This is a genomic window from Gilliamella apis, assembly GCF_030758615.1.
Classification (GTDB): Bacteria; Pseudomonadota; Gammaproteobacteria; order Enterobacterales; family Orbaceae; genus Gilliamella; species Gilliamella apis_A.
The window spans coordinates 2,138,578-2,157,336 of sequence record NZ_CP132381.1 but is presented as its reverse complement, the minus strand read 5'-3'; the positions used below and the strand labels follow the sequence as shown (position 1 = coordinate 2,157,336).

Here is an 18,759-nt window from a genome sequence, read left to right as displayed (position 1 = left end):
AGATTATTAGTCACATTTATTTAATCAATTAGTTGATAAGGATTATCAAAACCTAATTGTGCCATGATGTCGATTTCGATATTTTCCATTTCTTCAGCTTCTTCGTCAAGAATATGATCATATCCTAATAAATGCAAACATCCATGGACAATCATATGTGCCCAATGTGATGTTAATGATTTATGTTGTTCGCTAGCTTCGATTTCAACCACTTTTTTACAAATCACTAAATCACCGAGTAACGGCACATCAATTTCAATTGGTGATTCAAATGGGAATGATAAGACATTTGTCGGTTTATCTTTATTACGATAAGTGTAATTAAGATGTTGGCTCTCTTCTTCGTCGACAATACGTATAGTAATTTCGGCATTATCCATAAATTGCGGTAAGATCACTTCTAGCCATTGCATAATTTGTTGTTCTGTTGGTAGATTCTCATGATGCTCACTAGCAATTTGCAAATCTAAAATAATAGTGCTCATTTTATAATTCGACCTATTCACGATGATAAGGATGATTAGCCGTTAAACTCCATGCACGATAAAGGCTTTCAGAAACAATGACTCGTACTAATGGATGAGGCAATGTTAAAGGCGATAATGACCAACTTTGGTCAGCAGCCGCTTTACAGGCTGGCGACAAACCTTCAGGACCGCCAATTAACAAACTGACATCACGACCATCGGTTTTCCAACGTTCAAGTTGTTTTGCTAAATCATGGGTCGTATAAGGTTTGCCTGGAATATCCAATGTGACAATGCGATTACCTTTGCCGCATGCAGCTAGCATTAATTCACCTTCTTTATCTAAAATTCGCACAATATCGGCATTTTTAGTCCGTTTTCCTGCTGCTATTTCGATAAGTTCTAAAGGCATATCTTTGGGGAAACGGGATTGGTAATCATTAAAAGCAGTGGTTACCCAATTGGGCATTTTATTGCCAACAGCAATAAGCTGTATTTTCACGTCACTAACTCCAAAGTTTCTCGAGTTCGTAAAGTTGTCGGCTCTGTTCTTGCATGATATGTACAATGACAGAATCCATATCAACTACCACCCAATCAGCATCATTTTGGCCTTCACTTCCTAATACAAGATGGCCTTGTTTTTTTGCTTCATCAAGTAAGTGTCTTGCTATTGATGCTACATGACGGCTAGATGTGGCTGTGCAGATAATCATATAATCGGTAATACTTGATTTACCACGAACATCTAGAGTAACTATATCTTCTCCTTTGAGGTCATCAATTTTATCAATAATAAAATCTTGTAATGATTGTTGCAAAATAATCTCTCTACAATTTTAAATAAAGCATTAGTATAACATATTTTTTTTTAATCGCCTTGAAAATAGCGTTTCTCTGAAATAACTCTCTATTTTTAAAAAGTCACAAAAAAAATTTTAACAAGAGCTATTTTAATCAAAAAAATAAAGAAAAGGGGTTTTTAACGGATTGAAAATATGATTTAACTGGTTATCTCACTAATAATATTTACAAAAGTTAACAATTTAACTTTTAAAAAGCAGTTGCATTGGTTATTTTCAGTTACTATACTTTTAGCAGATTTTAAGTACAATACTCGACGAGTATTTAGTCGAAAAGAATTAAAAAAACCAAATAAAACATAAGATTATTTGACAGGATTGTCGCTATGCATTATAATTTACAACACCAAACACCAAACACCAAATCTGCCCAACCTATAATTTAAAATTATTTCATTATTGCAATCAGAGTTTTATATTTCTCAATATTTTAATTTTTCCTCAATTTATAAGATTTATTTTATTCTTACCGTTTTTTTTAGTTATAGCAGTTGTTTTAGTTTTATCCTTTTCACCATGTAGTTATGCATTATCAGTATATACAACTAACGTTATTCATGGTAGTGCACCATATTTAACTTTTGATAAAGGTCATACTCGTATTACTGATACAAATAATCTATTGGCAATAACCTTATCTGATGGTAGAAAAATTACACCTGAAACAAATGATTCATTGATAACGCCAATTGAATTACCCCGTGTTGGTGATAGTTTTGCTGATATAGGTATGTTAGTTCCGACCAATATTAATAAAATTGCAATGAATACACTTATTGGGGCACCTTATAACTATTGGGGCGATGATGATGGTGATGGTCAAGGAAGTAATAATATTTCAGCTACTGGCGATTTAACTTTAACCATTGTTGATAAAAATAATAGATCTGTGCCTCGTAATGAAATACCATCAATTTGTAATTCTCCGTATAAACTATCATTGAGTAGTTCTGCTGGTTATTTAACTACACGTTATGGTTTTCCTAATCGAAGTAGTTTTAGTACTGGTAGTGTCAGCTATTATATTAATCCTAAAGCATCACCATCCGTTTGTTTTGCAAAACCCAACTTAAAATATGGTGGAGAAAAGGATAGGGTTAATGGTGATATTGTAGACTATCGAGGTCCAGAATGGATGTGGAATACCTATAAAGGTTTTTTAACCCAGTCAACGACACCATCATCTTATCATCTAAATTTTCCTACAACTGGTGCTGATCATCTATATTTTGATTTAGACATTGGTGGTTATAATGGGCCTTTGACATGGACACCCGTTACGCGAAGTGGCATTACGGCAACTATGAGACCTAATTCAAACAATACTAGTGTTCGTGTTACATTAACCGGCCCTGTAGCTTCCGCTTCTCAATGGAACACAAGTTCTCCTGACCCGATAACTCAACCTGATTTACCACAAACTTTTGAATTAGTTGGTAAAGATAGCAATGGTAAAGAAGTAGTAAAATATGGTTTTGTGCTACGACAGTGGTTTGTCCAGCGTCGTATTAATAGTACTTATTCTCAAGCGTTGTACTGGTGCAAAAATATTGGTTATCGTCTTGCACAAGTTAAAGATTTAACCAATGCTTCTTGTCAAGGCACTTTATCTGACGATCGTTGTGTAGGCGCTATCGGTGCAACGCCATCATCACCGAATAATCGTTATCAACGCACAATCAATGCTGGTTTTTTCTCGGAGTGGGGATTTATGGATTACTATGTTGGCGCTAATTTTTCTAATACTTTTTATTGGACAATTGATTTACAAAGTTCAAGAACTGGGTTTGTGGTATATTCAGATGATGCAGATGTTCATCGTAGAGATATTACTACAAAAACTTTGGCCGTCTGTGTTACGCCTTAGTGTTAATTATATATTGATTAGCTAATTGCCATAATAAACCACCCCATATCATCCAAAGATGGTATGGGGTGTATTTAATAATCACAGTTAGTTAATTGAGAGTCATTTTGAGGATAAATTTTACTCTATTAATTAATATGTCCTGAATCGGTTATCTAAATCTAAAACTTACAATTCAACCACTCGATCAAACAATGGATTATCGGTTAATCTATGGGTGACCATTAGTAATGTTTTATTTTTACAGATTTGTTTAATCAGCTCGATGATCTGTTGTTCGGTTTGTTGGTCAAGGCTTTCAGTTGGTTCATCCATTAGGATTAGTGGTGAGTTATGTAATAATGCTCGAGCAATGCCGATACGACGAATTTCCCCGCCAGATAGAGCGCGCCCACCTTGTCCTAATGGTAAATTCAAACCTTGATCAGTTGCTAACAATTTTGATAGTTCAACTTGATGTAATACATCGCTCAACTGTTGGTCAGATGCCTGTCGGTTACCAATTAGCAAATTCTGTTTAAGTGTATCACTAAAAATAGTAATAACCTGAGGTACAACCGCAATGGTTTGGCGGAGTGTAGCTTCATCAAGTTGATCAACTGGAATATCATTGATCAAAATTTTTCCAGAATTTGCTTCCCATGTGCGAGTAACTAAATTAAGCAGTGTTGATTTGCCGCAGCCAGTTTTACCTATTAAACCAACATGTTGACCGGAATTTATGGTTAATGAAAAGTGACTTAAAATAGCAAAAGGTTGATTGGGATAACTAAAACTAATGTCATCGAATTGTAGTTTAGCAATAGATAAATCGATAGTTTTGCCTTGTTCAATAAATTTGATATCAGGTGTTTGGTTAAATAAAGTTGTTGTGCGTGTTGCGGATGTTAATACCTGTCCTAAAAAGATAAATGCTCCTGGTATGGGCGCTAGAATTTCACTACTAGCCAAGCAAACAAAAACAAATAAGGCAACTAAAGGTGATAATGTGTATTGAGTGATCAACCACAGTACCAATAAAGTTAAAAAACCAGCAATCAATACGACGAGCGCACTTGATAGTGCCATTAATGTTGATTGGCGTTGTTGATGAAAAAGCCAGTCTGATTCAAGTTTATCTAGTTTTGTACGATAACGATGTTGCGCATTAAATAACGTTAGTTCAGCTTGACCTTGTAAATAATTAATTAATAACGCCCTATATTCACTTTGTTGTTTAGCTAATGTTTCTCCTAACTGTTTGCCTGCATGATAAAAAATGACAGGTATAGCAAGTAAGGTAATTGTTAACACGATAGTAATGATTAAGGCAATGGGTAAATTGATATAACTTAGCCCGACAAACAGCAACAAAATCATGACTAATGCTGTAACAATTGGTGAAAATAGTTTTAAGTAGAGATGATCAAGTGCATCAATATCGACAATAAAGCGGTTAAGTAAATCAGCTTTTTGATATTGAGCTAATTGGTTAGCACTGAGTGGTAAAATCTTTCTAAATGCTAACGTTCTTAAATAAGCTAAAATTTTAAAAGTAGTGTTGTGATCAACTAAGCGCTCAACATAGCGTGATGCTGTTCGGGTAATTGCTGCTGCTCGTACACCAGCTGCAGGTAACATGTAATTAAAAGTATATAAACCGGCAACACCAACAACGGCTGTAGAGGCTAAAAACCATCCCGATAATGAGAGCAAAAAGACACTGGCAAATAGCGTAAGAATAGATAAACTAAGCCCAATAACGATTTGCCAAAAGTAGTGCTTATAAAGAGCAATATAAGGGCGTAATAGCGTTAGCATGAACTCTCCTTAATGGCATTAATTTGTCCTTTTGACAGTTTCCAAACTAGCTCAAAATCATGCATATCATCATGTTGATGAGTTATGGTAATACTGTTAGTGGCAATATCATATGGTGCTAACAATTCTACTGTCTGTTTATCTAAACTTGCGGTTGGTTCATCTAGGATTAGTAATTGGCAAGGTTTTAGCATTGCTCTGGCAAGTGCTACACGTTGGGCTTGTCCTACTGATAATCGTACCGCATCTTCACCGACCTGTGTCTCCACTCCTTCAGGCAGTTTAGCGATAACATCAGATAATTGTGCTTTGGCTATCACTTCATCAAGCTCACTAGAGGTTGCTGTGGGTTTACCAAGTAGAATATTTTCACGAATTGAACCGTTAATGAGATAAGGATTTTGGCCAATCCAACTTATTTGTTGTTGCCAACTCTTTAAATCTAAATGATTAAATTCAATACCATTAATTTTGAGTGAACCTTGATAAGGCAAAAATCCAAGTAATACTTGCATGAGCGAGCTTTTTCCTTCACCACTAGTGCCAATTAAGGCTAGTTTAAAGGGTGCATGTAATGAAAAGCTAAGTGGCCCAACAATCGGCAGAGCTTCATTGGATAGTACGATCAGATCTTTGGCTTCAATTGTTTTTAAAACCCCAATATCTAGATAATTGTTTGCTTGCAATTGATTCAAGTTAGTTTTTGGCTGAGCGTTATCAACTTGTTGCGGTAAACTTTTATTTAAAAAAGTTTCGATATTATCAGCAGCAGCAATAGCTTCGGCTTTAGCATGATAATAGACTCCGAGATCTCGTAAGGGTTGAAAATACTCAGGTGCTAAAATTAGTGCAAAAAAACCAGCAAATAAAGTAACAGTTCCATTATAGGCGCCAAAATCAAATTCGCCTAAATAAGAAAAACCAAAATAGACTGCCACAATAGCAATTGAAATTGAGGTAAAAAACTCTAACACAGCAGAGGATAAAAAGGCCATTTTTAACACTTGCATGGTTTTAACACGGAAATCTTCAGATGCTTGAGCGATTTCTTCCGTTTGTTGTTCTCCTTGATTGAATAAACGAATGGTGTTAAGTCCTTTTAATCGATCTAAGAAATGGCCACTTAAATAAGCTAACGCTTTAAAATGGCGTCGATTAATATCAGCTGCTCCCATTCCCACTAAAATCATAAAAATAGGGATCAGGGGGGCTGTGCAAAGCAAAATAACGGCAGCAGCCCAGTTGAAAGGGAAGATAGCAATACAAATTAATATTGGTACCATGCTGGCTAAACGCATTTGCGGTAAATAACGAGCAAAAAAATCATGTAAATTATCGACTTGTTCAATAACTAACGTACTCCATGCTCCGGTAGTGCTTTGATTTAAATAAGCAGGACCAAATAATTCAAACTGATCGATTAATTTTTGTCTAATTTGCTTACGGATCTTTTGCCCTAAAGCAAAGTTAATCTTTTCACGAAAATAAATTAACGATCCTCGAGCCAGTAAAATGAAAATTAAAGATAAAAAGTAAGGAATAACCGTCAAAAAAGACTGTTGTTCAATAATTAATCTTTGTAAAATAATCGCCAAAAAAGCTGCTTGAGCAATCATTAAAATACTTAACATAAATCCAGTTAAAACCGAAGCCCGTAAATCTGACTTGTGTATTTTGGTGTGTTGTTTTAACCAGTTAAGTAAATAAGTTTGGCGTTGTTTATCTAAAGACATATTATTTAGCTGATTCTATTTTAAATTGTCTAAATAATGTTCAGCATCTAACGCTGCCATACATCCCGTTCCAGCTGATGTAATTGCTTGTCGATAAATATGATCCATAACATCACCGGCAGCAAAAATACCCTCAATGCTAGTTTGAGTTGCATTACCTTGTGTGCCTGATTGCACTTTTATATAGCCATTATTTAGTTCAAGTTGGCCGTCAAAAATAGCAGTATTAGGTTTGTGACCTATAGCAATAAAAACGCCCATTACATTAATTTCTTCGCTAATATTGGGATCCTGGTTACTACGAATTCTAACACCTGTTACGCCCATATTATCACCTAGAATTTCATCAATAATTTGGTGAGTATGCAATATAACTTTACCTTCTTGCACTTTTTCAGATAAGCGGTCCATTAATATTTTTTCAGCCCTAAAACTATCACGACGATGGATCAAATGAACTTCACTAGCGATATTGGCTAAATAAAGAGTTTCTTCAACAGCTGTATTGCCTCCACCGACAACAGCAACTTTTTGGTTACGATAGAAGAAACCGTCACAAGTAGCACAAGCTGACACTCCTTTACTTTTAAATGCTTCTTCCGATGGTAAACCAAGATATTGTGCTGATGCGCCTGTTGCTATGATTAATGCATCACAACTATATTCTGTATCACTGCCAAAAAGTTTGAATGGTTTTTGGCTAAAGTCAACACGGTCAATATGATCTAAAATGATTTCTGTATTAAATCGTTCCGCTTGCTGTTGCATTTTTATCATTAATTCTGGCCCAGTAAGTTCCGAATCGCCAGCCGGCCAGTTTTCTATTTCGGTGGTTGTAGTAAGCTGTCCACCTTGTTGCGTACCAGTAATTAATACTGGTGATAAATTTGCTCGTGCAGCATAAACAGCAGCTGTGTAGCCAGCAGGTCCTGACCCTAGTATCAATAAACGGGCATGTTTGGTCTTCATGTTATATCCTTCTTTATTCTAATATTCTGGCTAATTTGAATATGGTTAGCGCAATTTATAGTTGATAAGTCTAACATTATCAAGCTTTATCGTGCAAAAAAATTGGTTATCATAGCGATAGGTAGCGGTGATAATTTGAATTGCTATTGAATTTTTTATTTCTTTATATTTTTATTTTTTTTATTAGGTTTTACTTTTAAACGTTTTGTGTTGTTTATATTAATTTTTTAAGTTTTCAATTAGATCTTAAAGATTATTTTTATTAAATAATGAGATTAAATCAGTTTCATTTAAAAGCAAATACTATGATCACATCCTCACAATAAACAGTGGAAGCTCTGTTAGCTAAAATAAAGTAGGTAAAAAATTCTAAATTCCACGCAAAAGATATTAGTGATCTGTAAATTGGTAATATTTTATTTGGTATTAAATTTATTTTGCAGTCGCTATCGTTAATGTTGCAATATTGTATCCGTTGATGAATTGATTTTTTAGATATTGGCCTTCATGCCGCCGGTTGGCGACAGAAGGAAATTTGTAATTGATTATGATAAATAAGTGGTTACATCTTGAAGTGACCAGCGGATATGTGGTTGTTGCTCATTAACTCGATAACCAAATGCTAAACAGAGTCCAACTCCAAAAGTTTCACCACTAAACTGTGGAATATGTTTTTCTAAAATCTGTATGACTTTATCATGTTCAAATCCACCAATAGCACAAGAATCTATACCTCGATAAGCAGCTGCTGTCATCATATTTGCTGCAGCTAGATAATCTTGCATTTCTGACCAATGATTTACAGTTAAACCATTTGCTAAACCAAATTTAGTAAAATTAATAAAATCTTGGCAAGCAATATCAATTGCGGTTTGATCATTTTGATCAGGTAACGTTCTCGCTACAGCTTGACGTAAATAATGACTTTGTGAAGTAAAGTTACTGGCTTTCCGATAAAGTACAATCACATAGTGTGAGCAACTAGTAACTTGCTCTTGGTTATAACAAATAGCACGTAATTCAGTTTTAATATCTGCATTATCGACAACGACAAAATGCCAAGGCTCCATCCCAAATGATGAAGGTGATAAACGACCAGCCTCTAAAATTGCTTCAAGATCTTCATGATTAATTTTTTTTGATTCATCAAACCGTTTACAAGCGTGTCTAAACTCGAAAGCTAGAGATAGTTTATCCATAGTGTCTCCTAAGATTTTAAATTCCATGGCGCAACTTTTAATAATAACACCATACCAGGTATGGCTAGCATCGTACATAAACCGAAAAAGCTTGTCCAGCCTAAATAATCGACCATAATTCCTGTTGTCGAATTAATAAGTGTTCGAGGAATAGAGGCAATACTGGTAAATAACGCAAACTGTGTTGCAGTATATAATGGATTTGTGGTCTTAGCGATAAAAGCAACAAATGCTGCTGAGCCAAGGCCTACACCTAATGCTTCAAATCCAATGACTAATGCTAATAAAATTTTTTGATGTGTATTGATCTCATCAAAAGGCCCTTCGATCGATAACCAAGCAAAACCTAAAATAGAGATAACTTGGACAAAACCAAAACACCATAAAGCGCGATTAATTCCTATTTTTATCATTAATATACCGCCAATTAGAGCACCAAAAACACTTGGCCATAATGATGCATTTTTAGCAATCCAACCCACATCAAAACGGCTAAAGCCCATTTTTAGATAAAATGGGGTAGCTAAGGACGTTGCCATGCTGTCCCCTAATTTATATAAAAAGATAAAAGCTAAAATCAATACGGCACTTTTAACACCTTGGCGTGTAATAAATTCACTAAAAGGTTTAATAATAATTTCATCTAAACTATGAGTCTTGGGAATTTGATTGATTGGTTCTTTGACCAGTAATGTCATAATAATTGCTGGTAACATAAATAATGCAGTAATGAGAAAAACACTGTTCCAAGGTAAATAATTTGATAGTATTAATGATAGTGAGCCTGGCACCAATCCGGCAATACGATAAGCATTAGTATGAATACTGTTACCTAATCCAAGTTCTTTATCGAGTAATAATTCACGTCGAAAAGCGTCTAAAGCAATATCTTGGGTTGCTGAAAAGAGTGCGATAATAAAACAGATATTAGCGATTAACCAAATATCTAACGTTGGAGAGAAAATACCTAAAATCGCAATCGAAAAGAGTAAAACTAGTTGTGAAATAAACATCCAACCTCGACGTCGCCCAAGTTTGAATAGAGAAATATTATCCATAAATGGCGCCCAGATAAATTTGAAAATATATGGCATCTGGGTTAAAGAGAAAATGCCAATGGTTTTTATGTTGATATCTTCGCTAGCCAGCCATGCAGGTAATAGTTGAATTAATAAATAAAAGGGCAATCCGGATGCAAAACCAGTGAAAATGCAGATTAGCATTTTTGTATTAAAAATAGTTTTGAAAATAGAATCTTGCGGATTATTCATTATTTAATATTATTGGTGAGTTTTTAGTGAGGTGCTATCATAGCATAATAATATAAAAAGTAATTGCTAAAGCCATCATAAAACGTTTTACTATAATATAGATTTGTTGATGCCCAGTTTTTTTAAGGCTAAAAAACCAATTAAATCAAATTTCAGTATTCAATGTTGTCAAAATTAGCATGTGACAATGTTTTTCAATCATCATTTAAAATAAAAAATTATATATAAAGTTACCTTAAAAGGGAGTAGCCGTTATGAAAAAAACTGTGAAAGTTGCTGTTTTTAGCAGTAAACATTACGACAGAGAACATCTAGAAATTGCAAATAAACATTTCGGATTTGAAATTGAATATTATGAACATAAATTAAGTCATAAAACGGTGGTTACTGCTGAAGGATATGATGCTGTATGTGTTTTTGTAAATGATGAAGTGGATAAACGAGTATTACAAAAATTGGCTCATTATGGAATCAAAATTTTAGCTTTGCGCTGCGCTGGTTTTGATAATGTCGATCTAGCTGAAGCTAAAAAATTAGGTATTACTGTAGTGCGTGTTCCTGCTTATTCGCCAGAGGCTGTGGCTGAACATGCTGTTGCATTAATGATGACATTAAACCGTAGAACACATAAAGCTTATCAACGTACACGTGATGCCAACTTTTCTTTAGAAGGATTGACAGGTTTTAATATGCATAATCGTACCGCTGGGGTTATTGGCACAGGTAAAATAGGTCAAGCTGTTATTCGTATTCTAAAAGGATTTGGCATGAATATTTTAGCTTATGATCCTTATCCTAATGATATCGTTGTTGAGTTAGGTGCACAGTATGTTCAGTTAGATGAACTGTATGCTAAATCAGACGTGATTACTTTACATTGTCCGATGTCACCAGAAAATTATCATTTGCTCAATAAAGAGTCATTTAACAAAATGAAAAAAGGTGTGATGATTATTAATACTAGCCGTGGTGGTTTATTAGATGCAACAGCAGCCATTGAAGCGTTAAAACAAACTAAAATTGGTGCATTAGGGATGGATGTGTATGAAAACGAACGTGATCTGTTTTTCGAAGATAAATCCAACGATGTTATTTTAGATGATGTATTCCGTCGTTTATCATCATGTCATAACGTGCTATTCACTGGTCATCAAGCATTTTTAACCCAAGAAGCATTGTTAAATATTTCCGATACAACATTAAATAATATTGCCCAAATTTCAGAAGGCAAAGAATGTCAAAATATTGTTAAATAACAATAAATAATTTAATATGTCGCCGTTATTTTAATTAATTAAATATGGATGATTTATGCAACGTATCGTTATTTGTCTCATGATGATTTTATGGCTTGCTGCTTGTTCTAGTGGCGGTTCTTCTAAAACTCCAATGCAGAAACATCGAGGACATTCAGATGTAAAAGGTGGTGTTTATTTAGAGAAACAGCATGAACAGCCGAAACCTGATAGTGCACCTTTATCTGTTGATAAAGAAAAGTTTATTGCCATGATGGTAAAAAAACATGGTTTTAATCGTCAACAACTTCGTACAGTTTTAGAACAAACAAACAAACTTGATTGGGTAATTGGTTTAATGGATAAACAAGCACCTAAATCAGGCTCTTCAAATGTACCGAATGGCGCTTGGATTCGCTATAAAAATAAATTCATTACACCAAATAATTTGCCTAAAGGTGTTGATTTTTGGAATAAATATGACAAAGATTTACAACGAGCATATAAAGAATATGGTGTACCACCTGAAATTATCGTCGGTATTATTGGCGTTGAGACAGGTTGGGGCCGAGTAATGGGCAAAACAAAGATAATCGATGCATTATCAACGCTAGCTTTCCACTATCCAAGAAGATCACAATATTTTGCTAAAGAATTGGAAGATTTTTTAATTATGTGTCGTGATGAAGGTGTGGATCCCTTTGATTTAAATGGATCATTTGCAGGCGCTATGGGATATGGTCAGTTTATGCCATCAGCATTTAGAAATCATGCGATTGACTTTAATCATGATGGCCATATTGATTTATGGGATCCTGTTGATGCGATCGGTAGCGTGGCTAATTATTTCAAATCACATGGTTGGCAACGCAATAGAAAAGTTGCTGTAGTTGCTGATGGACAAGCGCTTTCTCTTGATACAGGTTTTAGTACCAAATATTCAATTGAGCATTTGGCTAAATCAGGACTAAAACCGAAAAGCTCCTTAGAAGGCCATAAAGAAGTTAGTTTGTTACGTTTAGATATGGGTGATAGTTATCAATTTTGGTATGGTTTACCTAATTTTTATGTCATTACTCGTTATAATCATAGTACACATTATGCGATGGCGGTATGGCAATTAGGATTAGCGGTTAAACAAGCCAGATAAAATAACGCAAAATCCAAAAACTGTAGGTCGCAATTTGCGACCTTTTTTATTAATTCCTGTAAACGCCACTCAAAAATTGAGGAGAGGGGTTTTTACAACCTGAAAATTAGTTAAATCAAAGTAAATAACTATTCTAGATGCTTGCAAAAATACTATCGATTCCCACAATATTTTATTGCTAAAAAAATAATGTTCTGAGGTTTATGTTTTTACGTGTGCTGATAATCAATGGCATTTAGGATGGAAAATATCAAAGAATGCTTTATTAGAACTTAATAAAAAAATAATTAATCATATAATGATTATTTTTGTTTAGCTGTATTAATAATAATTCTACGAAAATAAAATAATCTAGCTAAAACTTAAACTCTTTTAATAATCAAACTTAGAACGATAAAATGGTTTAAGATTATCTTAATAGCTTAGAATTAAGATCGATTCATTCTGCATCGAAACAATTGTTTTTTACAAAACTTAACAATTTTTAGCCTAAAAAATTGTTGCATAGTTTTTCCCAGTAATTATACTTTTCTCGTTCACTACTAAAAGTGATTAGATAGATTGTGATTTAGCTATTTGAGCAAGGAAAGTTCAAATTAAACATTAATTTAATTGACAGGATTGTCGCGATGCATTATAATTTTAACACCAAACACCAAACACCAAACCTGTAAAACTAACTTTATTTTCAAGTTTATTTTTATCAAGTCCACTCTATTTAGTTCCAGTACTATTTTTTTTATCACTTCCATTTAATAGCTACGCTTTGACGACGAGTACAACGAATTTTGTTCATGGTAATGCACCTTATTTAACTTTCGATGATGGTCAAACTCGCGTTACTGATATGAGTAATTTACTTGGTATCAGCTTATCTGATGGTAGAACTTATTTACCAAATAATAATTCAGCGACCAATCCGATTGTATTGCCGGATATAAATGAAACATTAATTAATGTTAATATGTTAGTACCAACCAATGTGGACTCAATCGCATTAAATACGCTTATTGGCGCGCCCTATAATTATTGGGGAGATGATGATGGCGATGGCCAAGGCAGTAATGGTATTGCAGTGACTGGTAATTTAACGCTCACCATTACTGATAAAAATAATCAAAAAGTACTGCGTAATACCGCATTAGATATCTGTAATGCACCTTATAAAGTGGTATTGAGTAGTGATGGTGGTACATTATCTACCCAGTATGGTATGCCTAATAGTAGTGATTTTAGTGGTGGTAGTGCGACTTATTACATTAATCCTAAAGATCGTCCAAAGACCTGTTTTGCTAGGCCAATATTAACATATGGTTCAAATACTGAGATTAGTGACATAGACTTTCGCGGTCCGGCTTCAATGTGGGATCCAAGTAGAGGTTTTATTGTGCAGTCTACGGATCCATCATCTTATGGTTTGAATTTCCCAACAACTGGTGCTAATAATCTATATTTTGATTTAGATATTGGTGGTGTAGGGGCATTGAGATGGGATCCGGTTACTCATGATGGAATAACCGCTACCATGACGCCGAACTCTTCCGGTAGCTATGTTCGTGTTACACTTACCGGTCCTGCAGCAAACCAAGTTCAATCGGAATCGGATTCTCCCGGTATTATATATAGACCTTCTTTACCTCAGACATTCGAGTTGGTTGGTAGAGATAGTTTAGGTAATGCAATTATTAAATATGGTTTTCAGTTAAAACAATGGTTCGTTAATCGTAGAACTGTTTATCGCAATTATTTTAATACATTATCATGGTGTGACAGTATCGGTTATCGGATGGTACAGGTTAAAGACTTAACTAATGCTATTTGTACTGGCGTATGGAGCGGTAGTCATTGTCAAGGTTCTGTCGCGGCTAAACCACCATCAACTGGTAATAATTACCAACGTAGAATCGGTTCAGGTTTTTTTTCCGAGTGGGGGTACATGGATTTTTATTTTAATGCCAGTGTTGATGATTATCGATACAACTATTGGACTAGCGATATTACTTCGGATGGTATCCAGTTTTCAGTTTATCCTAACAATGGTCATGTAAATAGGAATCATTCTAGCGAGACAACCTTAAGGGGGACGTGTTCTATGCCTTAAGATTGCATTATTAGCTATCATAAATCGATATGAATATTTAATGGTTAACTTTAGGACAGAATGCTAAAGATCAAGGAAATCAATTAGAAAAAAATGAACAGTTATTATATTAATAGTGATTTTTATTGTGTATTAGTCATTAGTGTCTATTTTTTTCAAATTACATAATTAAGATGCCTAGAAATATTTGGAAATCATATTAAAAAGCAACAATCTTTGAGAATGACATCAAAAAAATAATAATAGGTTCAATCGTTTAAATCTTATAAAATAAATACTTACTTGATAAGTATATGAGCAATTATTTACAAAAGTTAACAATTTTTAGGAAAAAAAATTGTTGCATAGTTTTTCCTAGTAATTATACTTTTCTCGTTTACTCACAAAAAGTGATTATATAGATTATTATTTCGCTATTTGAGCAGGGAAAGTTCAAATTAAACATTAAGTTACTTGACAGGATTGTCGCAATGCATTATAATTTTAACACCAAACACCAAACACCAAACCTGTAAAACCAATCTTATTTTTAAGTTTATTTTTATCAAGCCCACTCTATTTAGTTCCAGTACTATTTTTTTTATCACTTCCATTTAGTAGCCATGCTTTGACGACGAGTACAACGAATTTTATTCATGGTAATGCACCTTATTTAACTTTCGATGATGGTCAAACTCGCGTTACTGATATGAGTAATTTACTTGGTATCAGCTTATCTGATGGTAGAACTTATTCGCCAAATAATAATTCAGCAACCAACCCAATTGTATTGCCCGAAATGAATGAGACATTAATTAATGTCAATATGTTAGTACCAACCAATGTGGACTCAATCGCATTAAATACGCTTATTGGAGCGCCCTATAATTATTGGTGGGATGATGATGGCGATGGTCAAGGTAGTAATGGTATTGCAGTTACAGGTAATTTAACCCTTACCATTACTGATAAAAATAATAAAAAAGTACTGCGTAATACCGCATTAGATATCTGTAATGCACCTTATAAGGTCGTATTAAGTAGTGATGGTGGTACATTATCTACCCAGTATGGTGTACCTAATAGTACTAATTTTAATGCTAGTCGTGCGACTTATTACATTAACCCTAAGGCGCTGCCAAAATTATGCTTTGTTCGTCCTGAATTGAAATTTGGATCGGATAAGGTTATTAAAGGTACAGACTTTGGTGGTCCAGCTTCAATGTGGAATCCGAATAAAGGTTTTATTCCGCAGTCTAAGGATCCTTCATCTTACGGTTTAAATTTCCCTACAACTGGTGCTAACAATTTGTATTTTTATTTAGAATTAGCTGGTAAAAACTCTTTATCATGGGCGAGTCCTATTTCTCGAGGAGGTATTACTGCTACCATAACACCTAATTCATCTGGTACTAGTGTTCGTGTTAAATTGACAGGTCCTTTTGCGAATGAATCACAATGGAGGTTAGATTCACCAGCTCGTATTACAAAACCAACATTACCACAGACATTTGAATTAGCTGGTAAAGATAGTAAAGGTAATGTAGTGGTTAAGTATGGCTTTCAAATAAAAAAATGGTTCGTTAATCGTGGAACTGTTTATCAAAACTATTCAAATACATTGTCATGGTGTAATAGTATCGGTTATCGTATCGTAAAGGTTCAGGATTTAACTAACGCATCTTGTAATGGCAAAGGTTCTGGTTCTCATTGTCAAGGTGCAGTGGGTGTTAAACCATCATCACTTAACAATAATTACCAACGTAGAATTGGTGGGGGATTGTTTTCGGAGTGGGGCTACATGAATAACTACACGGGAGCTAACTTTGACTCAGACTATCATGATAGTAATGCTCAAGGTAAGCAGAATAGTTCTAATTCAAGCATTGGCCATGCCTATTGGACAAGTGATCCTATCGGTAATGATAATTTTGTCGTATCCTCTAGTAGTGGTTATATCAATCGTTTTAGTTTGGATTATGGTCACGATGGAGTGTGTACCTATCCTTAATGATATGGAGCCTCAGAGCCCGAGCAGCCAATAAATAATGGCTGCTTAAAATTCAATAGAACTGGCATATTTCTATTTCGATTTAGGGTGATTAAATTTTGAGGAACGGTGTTTTTAGATACAAAGATCTTTAAAATCTAAAATCACCACAATATCATGTACCAATAGTAATTTCATTAATATACTAATTGAGTATATTTACAAAAGTTAACATTTTTTAGAAAAAAATTGTTGCATAGTTTTTCCCAGTAATTATACTCTTTCCGTTCACTACAAAAAGTGATTAGATAGATTATTATTTAGCTGTTTGAGCAAGGAAAGTTCAAATTAAACATTAATTTAATTGACAGGATTGTCGCAATGGATTATAATTTTAACACCAAACACCAAACACCAAACCTGTAAAACTAACCTTATTTTCAAGTTTATTTTTATCAAGTCCACTCTATTTAGTTTCAGTACTATTTTTTTTATCACTTCCATTTAGTTGCCACGCTTTGACGACGAGTACAACGAATTTTATTCATGGTAATGCACCTTATTTAACTTTCGATGATGGCCAAACTCACGTTACTGATATGAGTAATTTACTTGGTATCAGCTTATCTGACGGTAGAACTTATTCGCCAAATAATAATTCAGCGACCAATCCGATTGTATTGCCGGATATAAATGAGACATTAATTAATGTTAATATGTTAGTACCAACCAATGCGGACTCAATCGCATTAAATACGCTTATTGGCGCGCCCTATAATTATTGGCGGGATGATGATGGCGATGGTCAAGGCAGTAATGGTATTGCAGTAACAGGTAATTTAACGCTCACCATTACTGATAAAAATAATCAAAAAGTACTGCGTAATACCGCATTAGATATTTGTAATGCACCTTATAAAGTGGTATTGAGTAGTGATGGTGGTACATTATCTACCCAGTATGGTGTACCTAATAGTAGTGATTTTAGTGGTGGTAGTGCGACTTATTATATTAATCCTAAAGATCGTCCAAAGGTCTGTTTTGCGAAACCTACATTGAGATATGGTTCAGATACTGAGATTAGTGGTATAGACTTTCGTGGTCCGGCTTCAATGTGGGATCCGAATAAAGGTTTTATTGTGCAGTCTAGGGATCCATTATCTTATGGTTTGAATTTCCCAACAACTGGTGCTAATAATCTATATTTTGATTTAGATATTGGTGGTGTAGGGCCATTGAGATGGGATCCGGTTACTCACGATGGAATAACCGCGACCATGACGCCGAACTCCTCCGGTACCACTGTTCGTGTTACACTCACTGGTCCTGTTGCTAACGAAGCCCAATGGCAATCAGATTCTCCTGGTATTATATATAGACCTTCATTACCTCAGACATTCGAGTTGGTTGGTAGAGATAGTTTAGGTAATGCAATTATTAAATATGGTTTTCAATTAAAGCAATGGTTTATCAATCGAGGCGTTAACAAATACATTTATGAAAGTACTTCTTCATGGTGTAGTAATATAGGTTATCGTATTCCTACAGTAAAAGATTTAACTAATTCAGTTTGTGAGGGTATATGGAGTCACTCTCGTTGTAAGGATATGGAAGGTGGGATGCCTCCTTCCTCCGGTAATCATTACCAACGCACAATAGGGGCAGGATTTTTTTCTGAATGGGGATTCATGTATTATTACACGGACGCTAATTTTGGTCATAGTGATTACTATTGGACGAGTGAACTTGGGGGTAACGAACGGTTAGATGTTAGCTCTGATGGTGGGCATGTGTTTTGGGCTGGTTATTCATCTTACAGTGTTTATGGTATTTGCTTATTACCTTAGTTATCAATTCTAGGTTTGATAAGTAATATAGTACAAATAGAATCAAATAGAATTATTCGAGTTTAAGATAAATAAAATTATCATATGGATAGATGATCGTACCGGTAATGATAATTTTGTCGTTCTCGCTAGTAGTGGTTATATTAATCGTTTTAGTTTAGATTATAGTCACGATGGAGTGTGCACCTATCCTTAATGGTATGGAGCCTCAGAGTCCGAGCAGCCAATAATGGCTGCTTAAAATTCAATAGAACTGGCATATTTCTATTTCGATTTAGGGGGATTAAA

The 18,759-nt window shown here is 34.5% G+C and carries 14 protein-coding genes; 6 read left to right on the top strand and 8 right to left on the bottom strand.

The window, feature by feature from the left end; translation table 11 throughout:
* Positions 1–20: 20 nt before the first annotated feature.
* Genes ybeY through rsfS form a run of 3 tightly spaced genes read right to left on the bottom strand, consistent with a single transcriptional unit; the run spans position 21 to position 1,288 of the window.
* The gene (ybeY, locus tag RAM17_RS09915) at positions 21–485 is read right to left on the bottom strand and encodes an rRNA maturation RNase YbeY (RefSeq protein ID WP_110447422.1); all 465 of its coding nucleotides are present in this window, start codon (positions 483–485) and stop codon (positions 21–23) included.
* Positions 486–498: 13 nt separating this feature from the next.
* The gene (rlmH, locus tag RAM17_RS09910) at positions 499–969 is read right to left on the bottom strand and encodes a 23S rRNA (pseudouridine(1915)-N(3))-methyltransferase RlmH (RefSeq protein WP_110447423.1); all 471 of its coding nucleotides are present in this window, start codon (positions 967–969) and stop codon (positions 499–501) included.
* A 4-nt stretch (positions 970–973) separates the two neighbouring features.
* On the bottom strand, positions 974–1,288 hold the full coding sequence (rsfS, locus tag RAM17_RS09905) for a ribosome silencing factor (protein WP_232351485.1): 315 nt from the start codon (positions 1,286–1,288) through the stop codon (positions 974–976).
* A 664-nt stretch (positions 1,289–1,952) separates the two neighbouring features.
* Here rsfS and RAM17_RS09900 point away from each other — a divergent pair.
* Positions 1,953–3,197: a hypothetical protein gene (locus tag RAM17_RS09900; protein ID WP_110447425.1), complete on the top strand. Its 1,245-nt coding sequence runs from the start codon at positions 1,953–1,955 to the stop codon at positions 3,195–3,197.
* A 168-nt stretch (positions 3,198–3,365) separates the two neighbouring features.
* Here the strand turns inward: RAM17_RS09900 and cydC are convergent, their stop codons facing one another.
* The 5 genes from cydC to RAM17_RS09875 form a co-directional block, all read right to left on the bottom strand.
* Positions 3,366–4,997: a heme ABC transporter ATP-binding protein/permease CydC gene (gene cydC / locus RAM17_RS09895; RefSeq protein WP_110447426.1), complete on the bottom strand. Its 1,632-nt coding sequence runs from the start codon at positions 4,995–4,997 to the stop codon at positions 3,366–3,368.
* A complete protein-coding gene (gene cydD / locus RAM17_RS09890) occupies positions 4,991–6,730 on the bottom strand; it encodes a heme ABC transporter permease/ATP-binding protein CydD (RefSeq protein ID WP_110447427.1) in 1,740 nt (579 codons plus the stop codon). Before cydD ends, cydC begins: the two co-directional genes overlap by 7 nt.
* A 15-nt stretch (positions 6,731–6,745) precedes the next feature.
* The gene (trxB, locus tag RAM17_RS09885) at positions 6,746–7,699 is read right to left on the bottom strand and encodes a thioredoxin-disulfide reductase (RefSeq protein ID WP_110447428.1); all 954 of its coding nucleotides are present in this window, start codon (positions 7,697–7,699) and stop codon (positions 6,746–6,748) included.
* 545 nt (positions 7,700–8,244) lie between these two features.
* Positions 8,245–8,898 carry an NAD(P)H-dependent oxidoreductase gene (locus RAM17_RS09880; protein ID WP_181414634.1) on the bottom strand — a complete coding sequence of 218 codons (654 nt, stop codon included), beginning with the start codon at positions 8,896–8,898 and terminating at the stop codon, positions 8,245–8,247.
* 8 nt (positions 8,899–8,906) lie between these two features.
* Positions 8,907–10,169, bottom strand: coding sequence for an AmpG family muropeptide MFS transporter (locus RAM17_RS09875; protein WP_110447430.1), 1,263 nt, complete (start codon positions 10,167–10,169; stop codon positions 8,907–8,909).
* A 266-nt stretch (positions 10,170–10,435) separates the two neighbouring features.
* Between RAM17_RS09875 and RAM17_RS09870 the strand changes: the two genes are divergently transcribed.
* The 5 genes from RAM17_RS09870 to RAM17_RS09850 all read left to right on the top strand — a co-directional run bounded on the left by RAM17_RS09870 (position 10,436) and on the right by RAM17_RS09850 (position 18,471).
* Positions 10,436–11,425: a 2-hydroxyacid dehydrogenase gene (locus RAM17_RS09870; protein ID WP_110448032.1), complete on the top strand. Its 990-nt coding sequence runs from the start codon at positions 10,436–10,438 to the stop codon at positions 11,423–11,425.
* Between the two features lie 55 nt (positions 11,426–11,480).
* On the top strand, positions 11,481–12,554 hold the full coding sequence (gene mltB, locus RAM17_RS09865) for a lytic murein transglycosylase B (RefSeq protein WP_110447431.1): 1,074 nt from the start codon (positions 11,481–11,483) through the stop codon (positions 12,552–12,554).
* 766 nt (positions 12,555–13,320) lie between these two features.
* Entirely contained in the window at positions 13,321–14,655 is a 1,335-nt protein-coding gene (locus tag RAM17_RS09860) for a hypothetical protein (protein WP_110447432.1), read from the top strand.
* Between the two features lie 607 nt (positions 14,656–15,262).
* Positions 15,263–16,645 carry a hypothetical protein gene (locus RAM17_RS09855; protein WP_110447433.1) on the top strand — a complete coding sequence of 461 codons (1,383 nt, stop codon included), beginning with the start codon at positions 15,263–15,265 and terminating at the stop codon, positions 16,643–16,645.
* Between the two features lie 497 nt (positions 16,646–17,142).
* Positions 17,143–18,471, top strand: coding sequence for a hypothetical protein (locus tag RAM17_RS09850; protein WP_110447434.1), 1,329 nt, complete (start codon positions 17,143–17,145; stop codon positions 18,469–18,471).
* Positions 18,472–18,759: the final 288 nt, after the last annotated feature.

Bases quoted from the DNA above. Each gene is read 5' to 3' on its own strand.
- cydC (WP_110447426.1), bottom strand. From the start codon at position 4,997: ATGCTAACGCTATTACGCCCTTATATTGCTCTTTATAAGCACTACTTT.
- cydD (WP_110447427.1), bottom strand. From the start codon at position 6,730: ATGTCTTTAGATAAACAACGCCAAACTTATTTACTTAACTGGTTAAAA.
- RAM17_RS09875 (WP_110447430.1), bottom strand. From the start codon at position 10,169: ATGAATAATCCGCAAGATTCTATTTTCAAAACTATTTTTAATACAAAA.
- mltB (WP_110447431.1), top strand. From the start codon at position 11,481: ATGCAACGTATCGTTATTTGTCTCATGATGATTTTATGGCTTGCTGCT.
- RAM17_RS09880 (WP_181414634.1), bottom strand. From the start codon at position 8,898: ATGGATAAACTATCTCTAGCTTTCGAGTTTAGACACGCTTGTAAACGG.
- ybeY (WP_110447422.1), bottom strand. From the start codon at position 485: ATGAGCACTATTATTTTAGATTTGCAAATTGCTAGTGAGCATCATGAG.
- trxB (WP_110447428.1), bottom strand. From the start codon at position 7,699: ATGAAGACCAAACATGCCCGTTTATTGATACTAGGGTCAGGACCTGCT.